The organism is Saccharopolyspora sp. NPDC045839, from assembly GCF_056431645.1.
The window spans coordinates 46,272-66,027 of the sequence record NZ_JBWKKH010000046.1 but is presented as its reverse complement, the minus strand read 5'-3'; the positions used below and the strand labels follow the sequence as shown (position 1 = coordinate 66,027).

At 68.2% G+C, this 19,756-nt stretch carries 17 protein-coding genes; 10 read left to right on the top strand and 7 right to left on the bottom strand.

Features of this window, described 5'->3' with window-relative positions; translation table 11 throughout:
- Positions 1-181 precede the first annotated feature (181 nt).
- The 6 genes from AC07EQ_RS39225 to AC07EQ_RS39200 all read right to left on the bottom strand — a co-directional run bounded on the left by AC07EQ_RS39225 (position 182) and on the right by AC07EQ_RS39200 (position 5,585).
- Positions 182-1,354, bottom strand: coding sequence for a tyrosine-type recombinase/integrase (locus tag AC07EQ_RS39225; protein ID WP_478392880.1), 1,173 nt, complete (start codon positions 1,352-1,354; stop codon positions 182-184).
- A 182-nt stretch (positions 1,355-1,536) separates the two neighbouring features.
- The gene (locus tag AC07EQ_RS39220) at positions 1,537-1,821 is read right to left on the bottom strand and encodes a helix-turn-helix domain-containing protein (RefSeq protein ID WP_478392879.1); all 285 of its coding nucleotides are present in this window, start codon (positions 1,819-1,821) and stop codon (positions 1,537-1,539) included.
- Positions 1,822-2,015: 194 nt separating this feature from the next.
- Complete coding sequence (locus AC07EQ_RS39215) at positions 2,016-2,900, bottom strand: hypothetical protein (RefSeq protein ID WP_478392878.1); 885 nt, start codon at positions 2,898-2,900, stop codon at positions 2,016-2,018.
- A complete protein-coding gene (locus AC07EQ_RS39210; RefSeq protein ID WP_478392877.1) occupies positions 2,897-4,231 on the bottom strand; it encodes a DNA cytosine methyltransferase in 1,335 nt (444 codons plus the stop codon). The genes AC07EQ_RS39215 and AC07EQ_RS39210 overlap by 4 nt, the downstream gene beginning before the upstream one ends.
- Complete coding sequence (locus AC07EQ_RS39205; RefSeq protein ID WP_478392876.1) at positions 4,228-5,217, bottom strand: TRM11 family SAM-dependent methyltransferase; 990 nt, start codon at positions 5,215-5,217, stop codon at positions 4,228-4,230. Before AC07EQ_RS39205 ends, AC07EQ_RS39210 begins: the two co-directional genes overlap by 4 nt.
- Positions 5,214-5,585 (bottom strand): hypothetical protein, encoded by a 372-nt coding sequence (locus AC07EQ_RS39200; RefSeq protein WP_478392875.1) that lies wholly within the window; start codon positions 5,583-5,585, stop codon positions 5,214-5,216. The genes AC07EQ_RS39205 and AC07EQ_RS39200 overlap by 4 nt, the downstream gene beginning before the upstream one ends.
- A 1,416-nt stretch (positions 5,586-7,001) precedes the next feature.
- Here AC07EQ_RS39200 and AC07EQ_RS39195 point away from each other — a divergent pair.
- The 9 genes from AC07EQ_RS39195 to AC07EQ_RS39155 all read left to right on the top strand — a co-directional run bounded on the left by AC07EQ_RS39195 (position 7,002) and on the right by AC07EQ_RS39155 (position 18,222).
- Positions 7,002-7,856, top strand: a complete 855-nt coding sequence (locus AC07EQ_RS39195; RefSeq protein ID WP_478392874.1) for a hypothetical protein — start codon at positions 7,002-7,004, stop codon at positions 7,854-7,856.
- A 188-nt stretch (positions 7,857-8,044) separates the two neighbouring features.
- Entirely contained in the window at positions 8,045-8,413 is a 369-nt protein-coding gene (locus tag AC07EQ_RS39190; RefSeq protein WP_478392883.1) for a pilin, read from the top strand.
- Positions 8,410-10,479, top strand: a complete 2,070-nt coding sequence (locus AC07EQ_RS39185) for a TrbL/VirB6 family protein (RefSeq protein WP_478392873.1) — start codon at positions 8,410-8,412, stop codon at positions 10,477-10,479. The genes AC07EQ_RS39190 and AC07EQ_RS39185 overlap by 4 nt, the downstream gene beginning before the upstream one ends.
- Positions 10,479-11,453 carry a PrgI family protein gene (locus AC07EQ_RS39180; protein WP_478392872.1) on the top strand — a complete coding sequence of 325 codons (975 nt, stop codon included), beginning with the start codon at positions 10,479-10,481 and terminating at the stop codon, positions 11,451-11,453. Before AC07EQ_RS39185 ends, AC07EQ_RS39180 begins: the two co-directional genes overlap by 1 nt.
- A gap of 1,315 nt (positions 11,454-12,768) precedes the next feature.
- Entirely contained in the window at positions 12,769-13,293 is a 525-nt protein-coding gene (locus AC07EQ_RS39175) for a TraG/VirB4 family ATPase (RefSeq protein WP_478392882.1), read from the top strand.
- On the top strand, positions 13,290-14,534 hold the full coding sequence (locus AC07EQ_RS39170) for a DUF8128 domain-containing protein (RefSeq protein WP_478392871.1): 1,245 nt from the start codon (positions 13,290-13,292) through the stop codon (positions 14,532-14,534). Before AC07EQ_RS39175 ends, AC07EQ_RS39170 begins: the two co-directional genes overlap by 4 nt.
- Positions 14,531-15,958: a type IV secretory system conjugative DNA transfer family protein gene (locus tag AC07EQ_RS39165; protein ID WP_478392870.1), complete on the top strand. Its 1,428-nt coding sequence runs from the start codon at positions 14,531-14,533 to the stop codon at positions 15,956-15,958. Before AC07EQ_RS39170 ends, AC07EQ_RS39165 begins: the two co-directional genes overlap by 4 nt.
- A 21-nt stretch (positions 15,959-15,979) precedes the next feature.
- Complete coding sequence (locus AC07EQ_RS39160) at positions 15,980-16,897, top strand: replication-relaxation family protein (protein ID WP_478392869.1); 918 nt, start codon at positions 15,980-15,982, stop codon at positions 16,895-16,897.
- A gap of 380 nt (positions 16,898-17,277) precedes the next feature.
- Entirely contained in the window at positions 17,278-18,222 is a 945-nt protein-coding gene (locus AC07EQ_RS39155; RefSeq protein ID WP_478392868.1) for a M23 family metallopeptidase, read from the top strand.
- Between the two features lie 65 nt (positions 18,223-18,287).
- Here AC07EQ_RS39155 and AC07EQ_RS39150 read toward each other — a convergent pair whose 3' ends face one another.
- Entirely contained in the window at positions 18,288-18,980 is a 693-nt protein-coding gene (locus AC07EQ_RS39150; RefSeq protein ID WP_478392867.1) for a hypothetical protein, read from the bottom strand.
- Between the two features lie 151 nt (positions 18,981-19,131).
- On the opposite strand from AC07EQ_RS39150, the gene AC07EQ_RS39145 reads away from it, so the two are divergent.
- Complete coding sequence (locus tag AC07EQ_RS39145) at positions 19,132-19,419, top strand: M23 family metallopeptidase (RefSeq protein WP_478392866.1); 288 nt, start codon at positions 19,132-19,134, stop codon at positions 19,417-19,419.
- The last annotated feature ends 337 nt before the right edge of the window (positions 19,420-19,756 follow it).

Sequence of the window (19,756 nt, the reverse complement as noted above, 5' to 3'; positions counted from 1 at the left end):
GAAGCACTCATCGCCCTGGCCATGCTCGCCCTCGGCGGCCAGCCCCCAACCCTCCCCGGACGCGCCTGAACACCCACGGACCAGTCACAAGAGCCACATAACAGCGCATTATCCGAGGGATGACTTCAAGAACCTGCCGGAGCCGGAGCCGCGTTGATCGGCGACCAGCGGCGACGAGGGCTTAGCGCCAGCTCCGATGTTCCTCAAGTCCCGATTCTGCGGGAGCTACGTTTTCAGAGGGGCTGTCGGTGTCGGTGTTCTGCTGATCGGGCTTTGATCGGCTCCAGGCTTCCTCGAGCCCAGCGAGTAGGGCGTCGATCATTCGTTGGGTGGTGTGGGAGTAGATGCCCTCGACCCCTGGGAGTCGCTGACCGAGTCGCTCGTATTGGAGGGCTTTGTCGACGCGGTCTTCGTTGAGCCAGGTCTTGTGGGTGTGGCGGAGGCAGTGGAAGGTCAGCCCGGGTTGGATGGGTGCCCAGCCCTGCTTCTTGTCCCCGGCGACGGCGGGTTGCCAGACGCGGTCTCGGAAGTTGCCCCGCCGCAGCAGGCCGCCGCGGGGTCCGGTGAAGACGTGGTCGTGGTGCTGGTGGGCGGCGTGTTCTTTGAGGAGGTCGACGAGGAACGGCGGCAGGTGGATGGTGCGGGCGCTGGCGGGTGTTTTCGGTGGGCCGAGTTCGAGTCGCCCGGCGATCTCGTGGAGTGATCCTTTGTCCTTGTCTACGGTGATCATGGCGGTGCTGCCGAGCTTGACGTTGTGCCATTGCAGCCCGGCGAGCTCGCCCCAGCGCATCCCGGTGTACGCGGCCGTGATGATCAGCGTGCGGTAGTAGGGGCAGCGGTCTGCGATGCGGAGGACCGCTTTGGGGGTGGCGGCTTGTTTGCGGCCTGTCGGGTCGAGGTTGAGCTTGAGCCTGCGGCAGGGGTTCTTGCCGATGTATTCCTCGTCGGCGGCTTCGCTGAGGATCATCGACAGCAGCGTGACGATGTCGGCGACCGTGGTGTCGCCGATCTGGCGACGGAGCTTCTTCACCCACTGTTTGATCTTGATGGGGGTGATGTCGGCGAGTGGGGTATCGGCGAACTTGGGCAGGATGTGGTTTTTCAGGTGTGAGGTGTATTTGGCCCAGGTGGCGTCGGCGACGTCGTGGGCGTCGCGCCAGATCTCGGTCCACTCGCCGAAGGACATCTGGGCTTTGCGTGGGTCGGTGAAGGTGTCCTTGCGCATCGTGTATTCGATGTCGGAGACGCGGTTGTTGGCTTCTGTCTTTGTGGCGAATCCGGTTTCGGTGCAGAGCTCACCGTTGAGGTAGTACCGGACGCGGAATCCGGTGCCGTGTTCTTCACTCCATGCCATGGGACGCAGCTCCGTTACAGGCGGGTTTCCTGGTCGGCCGGTTGGCCGGGGTGGTCAATGGACGCTCTGATGTGCGCAGAGAGCAAGCGGTATGTGTTCAGTCGCCGACACGGGAGTTGCTCTGTGTCCGTTGAGGACTTTCACTGCCGAGGCGTGAACGTCGCGGTAGCGCGACTTCGTGATCAGGCTGGACGGGTCGGATCTGCTGAGGAAGCACGGCCACGGCGGATGATCTCGTTGAGGTCGTCGTCGGAGAAGCGAAGGTGTTTACCGAGGAACGTGCAGGGGATGGCTCTGGCGCTGGCTTTGCGACGGAGCCAGGATTCCTTCACAGCCAGCAGCATCGCGGCATCGGCAGGGGTGTGAAGGCGAGCCTGCCGGGGGCGTTCGCCATTGTCGGTGCGATGCCGCGGTGCCTGTGTAGAGAAGCCTTGTTGCGGGTGGTGAGTGGTGTTGTCCTTCGGCATATGAGATCGCCCGTTCTGCTGGCGTGCGATGTCCGGTGGGCGGCGCTCGGTGTGTGAACAAGCGACGACGAAGCCGGCGGAGTGCCGGGAGCAGTGGTGTCTGCTCCTGGAAGCGAGTCAAGGAGTCTCGTCAGCGGTTCAGTGCCGCCGACGCCGAGTCGTTCGGCTGGGGTGTCACGCCGCGCGTTCCTCGCTTATCGGGGCGTCAGAACGACAGGACCATGGCGAGCATCCGTCTGGCTCGGGCTCCTCGTCCGCTGACTGCAGATGGGGTCCGGTGTGTGGGGGTCGAGGTCCACTTCATCCAGCGGCATGCAGGAGCGGTGCAGGAAGTACTGCCCGCGCAGCCGATGACCTTGGGTGGTGGCGTGGGGGTAGCCGTGTCGGATGGCTTTGTCGAAGTCGACTGCTTCTGCCCATCCGTCCGGATCGTGGTCGCGAATCCACCGCCAACCGGCGTTTCCGTGAAAGGGGCACCCCAGGCACGATGATTTCACGGTCTGCCCGAAGCCTTGCGCTGTGAGGTAGTCGGCACAAGTGTCGCGGTCCCACCCGAGTTCCAGCAGCGGGAACCTGTTGCGCAGGTAGCGCACGTCGGCGTCCTTGGCTCGATGGACTTCGTCGGTGCTGATCCCGATGGCCTGCTCCGCATAAACACCGGAGGGCACGCGTCGGGGGTGGGGATAGCCCAGAAGCTGGCGCGCGGCCTTTTTCAGCGGAACGATCTTGTACTCGCTGGTGCACTGCCGCCGGGCGAGGCCTTTCGACCCGTCCGCGTTGAGCACGTGCAGCGGCATGGACACGAACCGGTGACGGGGGTCCAGTGCATCGGTTTTGATGTTCCCGGCTGAGACCGTACGTACCGGGATGCCGAATCGCCGCGCGTGGACGCGTAGCCGCTCGAGGTTCGCGTAGACCGCGCGCGGTTCCCATCCTGTGTCGGCGAACAGCGCGTAGTCGAATCGCGAGATCGCCCCTTCGCAGGCCAGCAACAGCACCGCTGTGCTCTGCACGCCGGCACCTAAGGACAACAGCCGAAGAGCCGGGCCGGGATCGTGGTTCGGGATCCGGTGAGTCATGCGGCCCTCACCTGCCACGCATCGTCGGTGAGGGTGGCGAATTCAGCCAGGAGCAGTGCTATCGCGTGGGCGGCTTGTTGGGGGATGACACCGTTGCCGAGCGCGCGGAGTTGGGCGGTGCGGGGCAGGGGGAGGTCGGTGACCCAGCCGGGCGGGAGACCCATGAGGTGTTCGACGAAGCATGGTGAGAGGACGGGGCGGCCGTGCTTGCCCGGCTGGGTAGGAAACGGTGTGCGGCGTCTGAGTATTCGTTCCCACCGGTGCATCGCGGCGGCATAGACACCCCAGTCCACTACGTGATCACCGGCTTCGGCCGGCGGCTCATCGTTTCTTGTGGCGTCGTTTTCGGTCAGGAGTTGTTGCCCGGGTTGGTGAGGAGACGGATGACTGCTGAGGGCAGCATCAGGTCGCCTTTGGAACCGCGTTGCGCCGGGCATCCCTTCGTGCCGTCGGTCGCTCGGGGTGTCGGCAACAAGACCTCGGGGGCCACCAACGGCAGCACCTGCTGCGACAGCGGCGGACGAAATCCCGTTCCGGCTTGCCGTCCGGGTGTTCCGGTGTCCGAGGCTCGCGGAGTGGGGAGAAGTCGTGTTCGGGCGGGCAGTGATGGGCCGCCCTGCTGCGTTCGACGGGTGCAGTTCTTGGCGTCCGACGCTGTCGGTGTCGGCAGCAGCCGTAGATGGTCCAGTAGGGAGGGGCCGCCCTGTCTGCTGGCAGCGCTGATTCCGTTGGAGCTTCCGTCGTGCGCGGTGGGTGTGGGCAGCACCGGTCTGGTCGTGGTGGGGCCAGGCGAGGAGGAAGACGCGTTCTCGTCGATGCGGGGCGCCGATATCGCTGGCGCGGACGCTTCGCCATGCCGCGTCATACCCTGCTTCGGCCAGGTCGCCGAGTACTCGGTGCAGGCCACCGTTTCTCCAGCGGAGCGCGGCGACGTTCTCCACGACGAACAGTGGTGGTCGTAGTACGCGAAGACCCGCCATGATGTCGGTCCACAGGCCACTGCGTTCGCCTTTCTCGATGCCTTTGCGCCGCCCGGCGCCGGAGATGTCTTGGCAGGGGAATCCTGCGGTCACCACGTCGACTCGTTCCACCTCACGCCAGTCGATCGTCCGGAGGTCCCCGAGGTTGCGAGTGGTGGGCATGCGGTGCGCCAGTAGTGCGGCGATGTGGGGGTCGGGATCGGCGCACCACGCGATCCGGCCTCCGCCGAGCGCGGAGAGGACACCGAGGTCGAGTCCGCCATAGCCGGTGCACAACGATCCCACGACCGGCCCCGCGGTGGCCGTGACGGACAACGTCGCCGCGGACGTGGGCACGGGCCGGGCGCTCATGCGGCCCAGCCCTCCGGGTCGCCGCCGGCCACCATTGCGGCGTGTTCTCCGGTGGAAGTGTCCACGAAGGACAGCGGGCGGCGCTTCGGGATTACGGGACTCGAGGGCGGGCGTCGGAGGATGAGGACGTCTTCGTGGGCGATGGCGCGGACGGGGATGCCGTGGGCGCGGAGTTTGCGGATGTAGTCGAGTTGGAAGAACGAGGTGCGGGGCACCAGGCGGCCGCCGCGGACTCCGGCGAGCAGAGCGACGCAGCGCTGGACGGGTTCGAGTCCGGCGTTGATGGCGGCGTCGAGGGTCAGGGACGGGAAGTCGATGAGTACGCCGTCGTGCCGGAAGGGGCGGGTGGTGATCGCGACGATCCCGCCGGGCCGCAGCAAGGGGAGGGCGGCGGTGAGGATGTCGGTGAAGCCGCGTAGCAGGGTCGGCAGGCTGCGGTGTGCGAGGTTGCTGCGGTCGTGGCTGTAGCGATAGTCGCGCTTGCGGACCCCACCCGATGCTGCGGTGATCTGGCCGTGGAGGCTGGCCCCGTAGGGCGGGGAGGTCACCAGCAGCCCGACGCGGGCGGTGTAGGCGCCGGCGAGGCGGGTGAGGGTGTGGCGGGCGTCGCCGTGCAGGACGTGGGCGGTTGCGGTGGCGCCGGACTGGGCGGCCAGGGCGAGGTTGGCCTGGGCGACGTCGACCCAGCGTTGTTCGTATTCGACGCCGATGGCGTCGCGCCCGCGGTGGACGGCTTCGACGAGGGTAGTGCCGATCCCGCACATCGGATCGAGCACGAGGTCGCCGGGCGTGGTGAAGGCGGTGATGGCATGGGAGGCGATCGCGGGCAGCATCTTGGCCGGGTGGGCGGTGGACTCGGGGATATAGCGCCCACGCCGCTGGGTCCGCGCGACCTGCTGGGCGGTGGGCCACACGGTCACCGGCAGCTCCCGCAACGCGCCGCTGCCCCGCGGAGTCGGCGCGGACGACGAGTGGATGTGGTTCATGCCTGGCCTCCGGTCGACGGGGCTCCTTGTGCGAGGAAGATCAGGACATCGGCATGCGCCGGAACGTGGACCGGGTTGCGCCCCGACACGGGCCCGGTGGCCGCGCTGCGGTCGTCGGGGATGAGGAGGCGGTCGTCTTCGACGTGGGCGAGCACGGCGATGACGTGCTGCAGATAGGCCAAGCCGGCGGTTTCCGCGGCGGTGATGACCGCGCCGGCGTGGTTGGCGAACCGCCCAGGACCGGCGGGGTTGGCGGTGATCACGGCGAGCACTCCGCCGGGCCGCAGCCACCGCGCCCAGGACACATACGGTTCACCGGCCGAGATCAGTACCGGCGCGGGAAGCTGGCAGGCCACCACCAGATCCACCGACCCCAGCGGTGGCCTGTGCCCCACACACTGGGGCCCAGCGGACCCGGGGCGGCCCGCCGGGGTGTCACCGGCGGACGTGGTGGGAATCGGAGCGGTGCGAATGTGTCGGCCGGTCGCAGAGTCGACAGAGGAGGCGGACACATCGGTATCGGTCGACGTGACGACAATGCGGCCTCGAGCGGGACCGAATTCCTCGATCACGCGACGGGTCAACCGCTGGGAAACACTCCGCGTGTCTCCGGTTGAGCTGCTCGGCTGGGGCACGCACAGCCAAATCCCCAAAGGAACGGGCGCACTCTGGCCTCGGTTTCCTTTACTGTTCTTCGGAGGTGCCGGCGGAGCCTTGATCGTGGCGGAATTCCGGGGCATGGGTGTCATGCGTGGTTACTCCGATATCGGCTGCGGCGAAAGGTTCTGACACCCTCCTAAAGCGCACCCGAGTCGCTGGATTCACATCACACTGCCCAAATTTTCTTGAACACGACCACGCCCGGTATCTCTATACCGGTGCGGGCTGAGACCGGAGTGTGGTCCTCCACGGCGTGATCGACACCACGCAGGCGCCTCGTGTTTCTCAGATCGCCGCGACGAACACACGACGGGCGGTTGGTGATCAGACACGGGGGAGTGGCGTCAGGTCATGTGGTGATGCGTTGAGGGTGCCGGTACCTCGACCGAAGCGCTCTCGTCGGTCCGGGCGGCTGATCATTCGCGCCGGCGCGGGCGGAGGTGCTGGACCCCTCCGCGCAAGACGAGAGAGTGACGCCGCCGCACCTCACCTCCGCGTACCAAAAACTCAGCGACGTGATCGAGTTCCGCTCCGCAGCGCGCGATGGAGATGCGGTGTGGCAGCCGCGACATCCGCTGCGGTCTCGCGACCAACCCGCAGCGTTCATGATCCCGTTGCGTGTCTCTGCGCTACCCGGACAGCTCTCCAGTGCTTGGGGATCGGGTGATGAGACATGGTCTGGTGGGGCGCGTGCCGGGATCGGAACGGAACGCGCCTCGATGACGCACGTGGGTGGCCTGGCTGAAGGGCTGTCGGCTCTGCGGTCACGGGTGTACGGGTGAGGCTTACGGGTGGCGCTTGCGGGGCCGGGAAGGGAGCTCCGGCGGGAGAGTCCAGGTCCCGTACCTGAGCTTTTTCAAGGTTTTTCTCGGCAGCTCGCTGCTGTGGTTCAGGGATCTTGTTGTTTCCTGTCGTTTTTCTTGCATCGCAGGTCAACCGCACCCTTACAGCCTCGCGTGGTGCTGGGTTTGTCGCTTACGGATGACCAACACCGGTCCTTACACGGTCCGGCTGGGGATCGTGGTGTGAGGGAAGGGTAGGTCGGGTTCGGCGGCATGGAGGGCGTCGTTGTTCACCCTCGGCCGCCGGGATCGGTGGCCGGTTCGCGGGAAGGCCGTGCCGCCATGACCGAACCAGATTTCGCCGAGTGGGTTGACCTGGACGCCGCTTCCGAGGAGCCGCCGGAGGGCGGCGAGGACACGGTGTGTGATCTCGATGAGGAGGACGAACCGCTCCCGCCGCTGTCGGTGCTGAACGAGGCGGAAAACGCCTTCCGGCTGCTGACCACCGGCCCGGAACCCCTGGCGGTCGACGGCGCCGCGCTGGGGCATGGGCTGCCTGCCCGGCTGGTCCCGTTGCGGGAATTGCGGTCGGTGCTGCTGCATCCGGGGACCTCGCATGCCGCGCGGGAGGCCGCCTGGCGCGAGCTGGTGCACAAAGCCCAGGCAAACGGGGCGGTGTGGGTGGTGGGCGCGGTGGGAGTGGCGCTACCGGGCTTGCGCAACATCGCCGGACAGCTCGCCACCGGCTACACCGGGGACATCGCCGAGGTGGACGCGGCGGTGCTGGCCGGGTTCACCGAGCGGATCAAAACGATCGATCCGGATGCGGGCATGCTGGCGGCCCGGCTGGTGTGGGCCGCGCAGCGCGCCGGCGCGAAGACACGGGCGGCCGAATGGGAGGCCACTGGTCGTACGGTGCCATTGCCGGAGTCGATCGAACCGCCGCCGCCGAGCGGGCATCCCGATTTGGTGCTGGCCGAAGCCGTCCGAGACGGATGCCTCACCCAGCGGGAGGCTGCGGTCATCGGGGCGAGCAGGTTGGAAGGCCTGTATTTGCGGGAACTGGCCGGCCCGTTGGGTTTGACGTATCGGCAGATCTGCTATTTGCGGGAAAAGGCCGAACGCAAACTCGTCGCGTATCTCACCGACGGTGCGGCGGAAAGAATCTCCGCCGCCGATTGTGAATCCGCGGCGTAGGTCTCGCTTTAGAAGGGTGAGGGAAAGCAGGGCCGTGCCATTCGTACACGAATCCCTGAGTTGATCGCGATACGCCCATCACATGGCCCTGCTTTCCCTTGCTTGTCAGAGAGGGAGGAGCCCCCGTGCGGCCGCTGCGTTGTTTCTCGCGACGGTGCGTGGAGGGGTCTTGGAAAGGGGACGTGAGCATGCTGTTGCCGTCACCGCGCCGCCGCGTTCTCTCCACGCTGATGCGCGGAAGGGTGCGCCGGTGCGTGGTGGTCGTGGTGGTGGCCGCGGTGTTCTGGGGCGCGGCGCCAGGGTGGGCGTGGGCCGAGACACCGCAGGATTTGCACAAGGTCGTGGAGAATCTGCGCGGCTATCTGGTGGGGTTCCTGGCGGCGTTGGCGACGTTGTTCCTCACCATCGGTGGTGTCCGGTACCTGGCGGCCGACGGGGATCCGGGGCAGGTCGAGCGAGCGAAAAAGAGCCTGCGCAACGCCTTGATCGGCTACGGGTTCGCGGTGCTGGCCGGCCCGATCCTCGCGGCCCTGCAACAGGTGGTGGGCACCCCATGACCCACCCCCATCCCATCGCCCGGGTATCGGCGGCCGCTCGCCGCCGCCGCATCACAGCCGCCTCGATCCGAGGCCTGGTGCTGGTCGTCCTCACCGCGGCGGTGGCGCTGATGGTCACCGGCCACGCCCACGCGCAGCCCCAACCGACTCCACCACCGCTGCCGCTGCCAACCGGCCAACCCCCGGCGCCGGGGGAGTTGCCGGGGCACCGCCCGGCCGAGCCCTGGACCGTCCCCCTTCAGCCGTCGTCGGAGGTGCCGATGGTCCCGCCGGGACCGGATGATCCGTTGCCGCCGGGCTGGGTGAAACCGGAGCCCTTCGACCCCGAGTGCGCCGGGTGGCAGATCGGCTGCGAGCTCATCGATGCGATCCATCAGTGGTTCATCGACGTGGCCGCCGACGCGACCATGCCAAGCCTGGACATGATCAGCGACTCCCTGCTGCAGGTGCCCGAGCTGACCACGGTCGAGCAGGTGACGGACCTGTGGGAGATCAACCGGTGGATCGCCAACACGGTGTTCGTGCTGTTCATCGTCGCCGGCGGCATCGTGATCGCCTCCCACGAAACACTGCAAACCCGCTTCTCCGCGCGGGAAGTGCTGCCGCGAATCGTGACGGGGTTCGTCGCGGTCAACGCCAACCTGCCGGTGATCGGGCAGTCGATCACCGCGACCAACACCCTGGTGAAGGCAGTATTGGGCGAGAAGACGATGGGCGGGGTCGCCACCCACATCAAGACCACCATCGAGGGCTCGCTGCGACAAGACGCCCTGTTCGCGGTCGGGGTGGCGCTGTTCGTGCTGGTCCTGATCCTCGTTCTGGTCGCCGGGTATGTGGTGCGGGTCGCGTTAACGATCATCGTGGTGGCCGCCGCACCACTGGCGCTGGCCTGCCACGCCTCCCCGTATTCCGAGGGGATCGCGAAGCTGTGGTGGCGGATGCTGCTCGTGGTCTTGGCCATCCCACTGCTGCAGTCCCTCACCCTCGTCGTCTTCGTTGATCTGTTTTTCGGGCCGTCGCATCCGGACATGCTGGGAGTCGGCGGATCGCTGATGGGCCTGCTGGTGAGCGTTGTGCTGTTCGGGATCATGATCAAGATCCCGAAGTGGTTGCGGCAGCAGGTTGGGCTCGGTGGCCGGTCGGCGATCGCTTCGATCGTGAAGGTCGCGCTGCTGGCCAAAGGCCTCAGCCTGCTCACCGGCGGACGTCTCGGCCGCGCCGGCCTCCGCCGCGGTGCTGCCGCGGCGGCGGCGCCCCGGCCCTCCGGGGCCGACACGGCGGGGATGTCGTGGTCGGATGTGTTTGGCACCCCGGAGTGGTTCCGCACCCGGCTGACCGACACTCCCGACGAATCCGCGGAAGCGGGGCAGCCGGGTGGTTTTCGGCGGTGGCAGCAACACCACCTACAGCGGTGGACTGAGAAGCGAGCCCGCGCGGCGGGGCAGGCGCGAGAGGCCGCGATCCGGGCCTGGTCGAAGCCACAGGCGATCTTCCCGCACCGGATCTCCACCGACCCTGAACGCCTGTCCACACCCGCCCAGCGGCAAGGGTCGACTCCATCGCGGATGTCGCGGACACCGCAGCGGATATCCACCCCGGCCAGGTCCATGGCGGGCACCCCGCCGCGCGGGGCGGCGACACCACCGCAGACGGCGTTCACCCCACCGTCGGGCGCGATCACCCCGGATGTCCTGAGGAAGACCCCGGAATCGGCGCAGCCCGCGCCGCCTCTGGAACACACCCAGCGCCGGCAGCACCGTCGCACATCGAGTCCGGACCCTGCCGCCTACACCCCGCCCCGGATCTCCAGCCCCACCCCACCCGCAGCGGTCCAGCCGCCCCGGATCTCCAGCACACCACCGAGCAGTGGGGTCCCGGAGCGGATTTCCGGCGAACCATCGCGGATTTCCCAGACCCCGGCACCGACCGGGACGGTGCGACCGGCCGAGGATCTGTCTGAGTCGCCGACACACCGTGTCCGCCGCCGCGCCACCCGCCGCAGTAAGGCGGTTCCGCCGCCGGAGGAGCCGAAACCCCAATCACACGAGCGAACGAAGGAATCGTGATGACCTCTGAGGATGAGCCGGTGATGCGGGCGCGGGTGCCGGCGGACGTGGAACGCCCGGATGAGATCGTCTTCGGCCTCACTGCCCGCCACACTGCTCTGCTCGCGGCGGTAGCGGTCGGATTGTGGCTGGCCTACCTGGCCACCCGCTCGTTCCTGCCGTTCGGGGTGTTTCTGGCGGTGGCGGTTCCGGTAGCGGGTGTGGCCTTGGCGGTCGTGGCGGCCCGCCGCGACGGGCTCAGCCTGGACCGGCTGCTGGCCGCGGCGTGGCGGCATTGCCGTGCCCCGAAACGCCTCGTCCCCGGTGATGGGGTGGTGCGGGAGGTGCCGGGGTGGGTGGGCGCGGATCCGGGCCCGTTGCCGGTGCCACTGCGCCTGCCCGCGCACGCCATCAGCGGTGATGGGGTGGTAGACCTCGGTGCGCAGGGTGCGTGCTGGCTGGTGGCGTGTTCCACGGTCAACTTCAGTCTCCGCACCCCGGGGGAGCAGGCCGCGTTGATCGGCGGGCTCGCCCGCTGGCTGCACTCCCTGACCGCCCCGGTCCAGATCCTCATCCGCGCCGACCGGGTGGACCTCGACCCGCTGATCGACACCCTCGAGACCGGGGCGGGTGGGCTGCCGCATCCGGCGTTGGAGGACGCCTGCCTCGCTCACGCCACGTTCCTGGCCGGGCTGGCCTCGTCGCGGGATCTGCTGCGCCGCCGCGTCACGCTCGTCCTGCACGACCCAGCCCCAGCGGCGAAGGCAGGACCCAGGCTGGCCCGGCGCGCAGTCGAGGCCACCCGCGGGCTGGCGGCCTCTGAGATCACCGCCGCTGTCCTCGACGGCACCGGAGCCCACGCAGTGGTCACGGCAGCCGCCGACCCCCACGGTCCACCCACGACCCAACGCCACACCACCGCTGGCGAGGCGGTCACCGCGACCAGTGGCCTCACCACGGCACTCACCGACACCAGCCGATCTCGGGAGGAATAACACCATGGGTCGGTTCACGCTCCCTGACTTTGCGCGAAAACTCTCGCCCACCAACGACTCTCGCTCCTATACGGACCCGACAGCGGTTGCTGGGCCGGATTCGGTGGAGGTCACCACCCGGCATGTCCGCGTCGGCGACGGCTACACCACGACGCTGGTGATCACCGGTTACCCGGCCGAGGTCGGTGCCGGGTGGCTGGAACCTCTGCTGTGTTACCCCGGGCGGCTGGATGTCGCGCTGCACATCGACCCCGTCCCGCCGGCGAGTGCGGCGTCGCGGCTGCGTACCCAGCAAGGCCGGTTGGAGGCCACCCGCCGCGCCAGAGCCGACAAAGGAGCCGTGTCGGACCCCGAGGTGGAGGCGGCAGTCGGCGATGCGGCGGAGATGGCCGCTGCGTTGGCCCGCGGCGAATCCAAGTTGTTCCGCGTCGGGCTGTATCTCACCGTGCACGCCCGCAGCCGCGACGAACTCGACGCGGAAGTCGACCAGGTCAAAGCCTTGGCGTCGTCGTTGTTGTTGGAGGCGCAGCCGGCGTCGTTTCGGGCTTTGCAGGGCTGGATCTCCACCCTCCCCCTCGGCGTGGACCTGTTGGGGATGCGCCGGAGTCTGGACACTCCGGCGTTGGCGGCGAGTTTCCCGTTCACCAGCCCCGACCTCCCCACCGCAGACCCGTCACCCCACACCCCGGTTGCGGGGCGGTTGTATGGGGTGAACGCCTCGTCGGCGGGGGTGGTGCTGTGGGATCGGTGGGCCCAGGACAACTACAACTCCGTCACCCTCGCCCGCTCCGGCGCGGGGAAGTCCTACTTCACCAAACTCGAAGCACTCCGCTCCCTCTACCCCGACAGCCCTGGCGGCGAGGGGGTGCAGGTGTTCGTCATCGACCCGGAAGACGAATACTCACGCCTCGCCGAGGCGATCGGCGGCACCTGCCTGCACCTCGGCGCCCCCGGTGTGCGACTCAACCCCTTCGACCTCCCCACTGGCGCCGAAAAGGTGCCGGATGCGCTGACGCGTCGGAGCCTGTTCGTGCACACGCTGGTGGCGGTCATGCTCGGCGAACCCCTGACACCACCACAGCGGGCGGTCCTGGACCGTGCGGTCACCGCCACCTACGCCGCGGTCGGTATCACCACCGACCCCAGAACGTGGCGACGCCCCACGCCGCTGCTCGCCGACCTCGCCCAGGTCCTGGCCGCGGACACCGATCTCGTCGGCGCCGACCTGGCCGCGCGTCTGGGCCCGTTTACTTCCGGGGCCTACAAGGAACTCTTCGACGGACCCACCACCCACGCCCCGGACGGGCACTTCGTCGTGCTCTCCCTGCGGGATCTGGCCGAGGAGATGAAAAGCCTCGGCACCCTCATCGCCCTGGACGCGGTCTGGCGGCGGGTCCTCAATCCCCACACACGTCGCCGCAGGCTGGTGGTGGTCGATGAGGCGTGGCTGCTCATGCAGCAGCCCGAGGGCGCGAAGTTCCTGTATCGCATGGCCAAAGCCGCCCGCAAATACTGGGCCGGACTGGCGTTCGTTTCCCAAGACCCCGCCGACGTCCTCTCCACCGACCTGGGTCGGGCGATCGTCTCCAACGCCACCACCCAAGTCCTGCTGCGCCAAGGCCCGCAGGCCATCGACACCATCGCCGAGGCCTTCCGGCTCTCCCACGGCGAACGCGCGTATCTGCTGTCGGCGGCCCCGGGCGAAGCGCTGCTGGTCTCCGGGGCGAATCGGGTCGCCTTCCACGCCCTGGCCTCGCCCACCGAACACGCTCTGATCACCACCGACCCCGCCGAACTCGCCCACCTCGACGCCGCGCCCGAGAGCGAGCTGGAACCGTGATCCCACAAGAGTCCTTTGTGTACATCGACGACCCGGCCACCACGTTCCTGCGCGCCGCCGCCGTTCTCCTCGCGGATCATGTCGTGGCGGTGGCCGCCGCAGGAGGCATCGGCTTGGCCGGATACCTGGCTTTCGTGGCGGCGCGGCGCCGGGCTCGCCGCTGGCACGCGCAGGGCAGGGTGATCACGGTGCTGCCGCCGACGGGGCTGGATCCGGCTGCTGCCTTGGCTGGGGGACGGCGGTTGTGGCGGGACCTCATGGGGATAGCCCCGCCCCGCCACCGCCGCATGCTGCAGGGGACACCGCATCTCGCGGTGGAGTACTGGCTGGCCGGAGGCGAGGATCTCACGGTCCGGATCTGGATTCCCGGCCCGATCGCCCCGGGCCGCGTCGAGAACGCCGTGCGCACCGCCTGGCCCGGCGCCCTGATCACCTACGACCCCACCACCGTCCCGCCCGGGTGGGCGCGTGCGGTGACGGTCACCGGGGGCCTGGTGCGCCCAGAACGCGGCGAGCACCTGCCGCTGCACGTCCCGGAGGCCAAAGAGGACACCGACCCGTTGCGGACCCTGGAATCCCTCACCCACACTCTGTGCGCGGGGGAGTCGGCGGTAGTGCAGGTGTTGGCCCGCCCCGTTGTGGGGCGACGTCTGCGCCGCTACCGCGCCACCGTCCACCGACTCCACCACCACGCAGGCCGGCAGGCCTCACCGCTGCCCCGGGTCCTCACCGGCGTGCTGCGTGCGGTGTTGGATCTGCTCACCCCCGCCCCTGGCACGACACCGCACCATTCGGCCGGTTACCGGCGGGACCAGCTGGTGGCCGAGGAACTGCGCGCGGTGCGGGAGAAAGCCACGCATCCCCAGTGGGAAGTCGCGCTGCGCTACGCCACGGCCACCACCGCCACCGGCACGCCCGCCCACCGTCGGGTGCGGGGGTTGGCCGATGCCCTCTTCGCCGTGTTCACCGTCCTGGCCGGCCGCAACGCCCTGGCCCGGCACCACCTCCGCCACCCCCAGCACGTGATCACCGGCCGCCGGCTGCGGCGCGGGGCGGTGGTGTCGGTCCCCGAGCTGGCGGTATTGGCGCACCTGCCCGCCCGCACCAGCGCACTCGCCGCCGGACACGCCCGCGGCGTGCCCGCACCCCGCGAGGTCACCGGCCGACCCCTCACACCCGAGCACCGCAGGTCAACGCCCCAGACCGCGGCCAGGAAAGAGAGGGGAGGAGAGGGCGGATGAACGACGCCACAGCGGCCGAGCCCAGGTCGCGACGGTTGCGGCTGACCCCGCCAGGAGACCACCGTCGCGCCGCGGCGAAGGTCCTCGGGGCGACCGACGCGGGCCCGGAACTGGAGGTGCTGCTGCGGATCCCGGACGCCCGCCACCACCTGCACGTCATCGGTGCCACCGGCACCGGGAAATCCACCGCCCTGCTGCACCTCGCGCTCGCCGACATCCACGCCGGACGTGGCTGCGCGGTCATCGAACCCCGCGGCGACCTGATCCGCGACCTCCTCGAGCGGATGCCCGCCGAGGCAGGGGAGCGGCTGGTGCTCATCGACCCCGACGAGACCGACGCCCCGGCGTCGCTGAACGTCCTCAACCCCGCCGGCCTCGGCGGGGAAATCGTCGCCGACCAGCTCGTGTCCACTCTCCACCGGCTGTACTCAGCCTGGTGGGGACCGCGGGTCGACGACACCCTGCGCGCCGCCGCCCTCACCCTCATCCCGCACCCCGACGCCACCCTGGCCGACATCCCCGTCCTGCTGACCAACCAGCACTACCGCCGGCAGGTCACCGCCACGATCCGCAAGGAGGATCCGGCTGGGGTCGGTGCGTTCTGGAACGCCTTCGACAACCTCACCCCCACCGCTGCCGCGGCCACAGTCGGCCCGGTGCTGTCGAAGCTGCGCGCGGTCACCACACGCCGGTTCGTCGCCGACCTCTTCGGCACCGCCACCAGCTCCTTCCTACCCGCCGACGTCCTCGACGGCGGCATCCTGCTCGCCCGCCTGCCCAAAGGCGAACTCGGCGAAGACACCGCCCGCCTCGTCGGCTCCCTGCTCGTGGCCTCCCTGTGGCAGGCCGCGATCACCCGCTCCGCGCAACCCGAAATCCAGCGGGCGGATGCCACGATCCTCATCGACGAGGCCCAGAACTTCCTGCACCTACCCACCCCACTCGACGACGCCCTCGCCGAATCACGCGGCTACCACGTCGCCTGGGTCCTGGCCCACCAGCACCTCGACCAACTCACCCCCGCCCTGCGCACCGCGCTGGACGCCAACGCCCGCAACAAACTCTTCTTCGGACTCTCCCCCGAGGACGCCCGCCACCTCGCCCCGCACATCGCACCAAACCTCGGCGCCGACGACCTGGCCCACCTCGCACGGTTCCAAGCCGCCGCCCGTCTAACCGTCCGCAACCACGACACCCGCGGCTTCACCCTGCGCACCTTCCCACCACCGGCAGCCATCGACGGCCGCGCTCAGCAACTCCGGGCCGCCGCCCGCCGCCACGGCCTCCCCCGCGCGGCCCGCGAGGAGATCACCACCCGCCGCCGCTTCACCAGCCACACCCGACCAGCACCACCGAGTACCACGTGCGGAGATCCACCACGCATCCCCGCCTTCGACGATCTATCCGCCCAGGATCAGCAGTAGAGGAGGGGGCTTGCACGCGTCATGACCACCCACCGTCCCCACCGGCGCATGCCCGACGACCGGCGCCCGCCCGCCCCCGACACGTTCACGGTGCTGGGCCGGCTCACCCGCCGCGACCACACGCTGTTGCAGCTGCTGGCCGAACACCACGTCCTGACCACCCAGCACATCACCGCGCTGCTGTTCCCCAACACCGACCGCGCCCAGCGCCGCCTGCTGGCGCTGTTCCGCTGGCACGTCCTCGACCGGTTCCGCCGCCCCGGCTTCGATGACCGCCTCACCTCCTGGCGCTACACTCTCGGCCCGCTGGGCGCCGCGATACTCGCCGCCAGGCGCGGCACCACCCCACCCCGACCCGGGGCGCTGCGGAGCCGCATTCTGCGCCTGGCCGCCCACCCCCACCTCGACCATCTCCTCGGCACCCACGACATCTTCACCGCCCTCGCCGCCCACGCCCGCACCACACCCGGCCACGAACTCGCCCTGTGGCTGGGAGAACGCTCCGCCACCGGGGCCTGCGGCACGCTGTCCCGCCCCGACGGCATCGGCACCTGGACCCACCCCACCGGTGCGGTCACCTTCTGCCTGGAATACGACACCGGCACCGAAGCCCTCACCACCCTGACCGCCAAACTCCACGGCTACACCGAACTCGCCCACGCCGGCGGCCCACAACTATCCACATGCGACACCGTGCATCGGCGGGGGTTCTGGGTGTTGTTCCACCTCCCGACCATCACACGGGAAGCGAACCTACGCCGCCGCCTCGAGACCACCACCGGCCTTCCGAGTCCCGGTCAGCAGTCGGGCGTGGGCGTGCCGTGGGGCATCGCGACCACCAGCGCCGACCACACAACCCACGACAGCCCCGTCGGCGAGGTTTGGCTGGCACTCGGCGACGCACACCGCCGCACCCTCGCCGCACTCACCGATACCTGATCAACAACCTGAACCCGCCCCACCCGTCCACACCGAAAGCCCGTTCGCCGAGCGCTGATACCTCCTCAGCACGGCACCGCCACTGCGCAGGTCCACACCTACGGCGAATCGGTGCGCGTGACCGACACCGTGAGCCGGTGTCGTAGTACTACGATTCAAAATCCCCCTCACCGCAGCGTTTCCCGAACGCTACTTCGCAGAGAACGACCAAGCGCGAGTCCATCCGTTGCCTGAAACGGTTTGTAGCCCGAGAGGTCGATCAGCCCCCGCGACGCGCCACCACCGTCATGCCATCACCCGTCCAGCAGGCAACACCGACGACCGGAGTGCCGCCAGGCGGACAGCCCGTCTCCTGATCTCGTGCAACCCAGGAGTTCATCATGCTCACAAAAATTGGCATCGCTGCAGGCGTGTCTGTCACCTTCTTCGTTGTCCTGATGGTTGCTGCGGTCGGCACCGTCGCCTCACTGTTCGCTGTCGGGAACGGCGGCTCGCTGACGTGCACCCCGACAGCATCTGGACCCGGTGGCGCGGCTGGCTACGGGCCTGAGCAGAACAGCAACGCCGCCACAATCGTCGCGGTCGGCAAGCAGATGATCGTCCCCGAGCAAGGCTGGGTTGTCGCCCTGGCGACCGCGATCCAGGAATCCGGGCTGCGCAACCTCGACCATGGCGACCGCGACAGCCTCGGACTGTTCCAACAACGCCCGTCACAAGGTTGGGGCAGCGCGGAACAGATCAGGAACCCGACCTACAGCGCTACCCAGTTCTACCGACATCTATTGGCCGTGCAAGGTTGGGAGCAGATGAGCGTCAACGACGCCGCGCAATCGGTCCAGCGATCCGGATTCCCCCACGCCTACGGACGCCACGAGCCCGCGGCACGTCAGCTCGCCGGGGCTGTCCATGGCGCTGCCTGCTCGGGCTCAACGAACGGAGCCTGGACCGTTCCCGTCAAAGGCACATGCACCTCGGGCTTCGGCCCGCGCGACGGCCGGTTCCACCGCGGACAGGACATAGCCGCTCCCATCGGGGCTCGTATCGTGGCCGCCAGCAGCGGCACAGTGATCAACTCCGGCCCCGCCAGCGGCTACGGGCTCTGGGTCCGCATCCAGCATGCGAATGGGGTCGTCACCGTCTACGGACATAACAACCGCAACCATGTCCACACAGGACAATACGTTCAGGCAGGGCAGCCGATTGCGGAAGTCGGCAACCGCGGCGAATCCACAGGGCCGCACCTGCATTTCCAGGTTGAGGTCAGTGGCCAGTCCGTCGATCCTGCTAGATTCTACGAGCAGTCGTCGGACCGCCTTTGCAGCTGACGGGCAGAGCGGGTTCGTGTAGTCGTAAAACAAGGCCCCGCCCTGCCCTGGAAGCCGCCTAAAGATTACATGAATTGCTTGGCACTGTTGATTTGTTCTGCCGCCGTGCTCAGTGCATTCGCGACACCTTCTAGACCTGAAAGGTTTCTTGCCGCCTCACTGAGGGTGCCTGCGGTGTCCATCAGACGGATGCGCTGCAAGTGATGTGTCGCTTCGTGGAGCATCGAGGCAGCGTCCGGGTCGACGACCGAGCCCGCCCGGCGAGCTTCACGGAGCTCATCCAGTAGTTCCTGCATCAATGCGGCGGCTTCGGCGTCCGTGGCACGGAGGCGATCGAGGGTGTCTGTGATGTCGCGGTCGCGGTCGCGGAGCGCTCCGGTGATCGCAGCTTCCAGCATTTCCTCGGTTACGGGCCTACCGTGCGAGGTGAATTGGGTGTGGCCCGATTCGACGGATTCCTTCCACTCGTTCAGTTCGCTGACGGTGTATTTCTTCTCGTCGGCGTCGACGGCGCGGTGGTGCTTGGTGCAGAGGTAGATGAGGTTCGGAAAGTCGTTGCGTTGCTCATCGGTCATGTCCTCGTCGTACCGGGCGCCGTCCTCGTGCAACGCGCGAACATGTGCGATTTCGAGCGCCATGCGATACTTTCCGTCGACCTTGTCGAGAAGTGGTGCGTTGCAGCCTGGGTAGTAACAGGTTCGGGTGCTGAACGCGGTGAGCGCGGCCCGTGTGCCAGGAGACAGGTAGCGGCTGGCCATCGACGCAACTCCCTTTCGTTAGTCGCTGCAGTGCGTGTCCTGGCGGAGACGGTATCCTCGTGCACTGACAAGGTCATCGATGTCCTGGTTCAGGCCGAATGTCCCGGCGGTCGTCTAGCTTCACGTCCACGCGGAGGCTGTCTGGTGTGGGTTGGTCGGTTCGATCAACTTCTCCCAGCAGCGGTCATGGCTGCTGCTTTTTCAAGAATTCGTTCCCAGTGCTGCCCCGATCATCGCCAGCGCTGGAACCGTCTCGACTCCAGGCCCGTCAGCGGATATGGCCTGTAGCCACTGCATCCAACACGCCGATGGCGCCACCGTTATCTACGGGCATAACGACCGCAACCGCGTCGGTGCTGGCGCGACCGTGCGCGCGGGGCAACCGATCGCCGAAGTCGGCAAGCGTGGCGAATCCGCCGGCCCGTACCTGCATTTCTAGCTAGAACTTGGCGGCATCCTGGTGGGGCCCCGTTGCGTTCTGTCACCGGGAGTCAGTTGCGCTGCGGTGCGGCCGATCTACTCGGCCGCGGTCCCTCGTTGAGGTTCAGAGAAGGTCTCGCGGCCTGCAGTGACAGCGTCCCGGCTCGCACTTGCTCCGACTGACGGCCAAATATGCCGAGTTTTCCGGGTTTGAGTAGGAATGTCACTCGATAGTATGAACTTGCTTCTCTGGAGTGGCGGTGATTGCTCTCGTCGGCGTCTCGGTGTCCTGCGTTGCTGCTGATCAGGCGGATTCGGTGCACCAACTGCGCACGGTGGGGTTGATGTAGCCAACC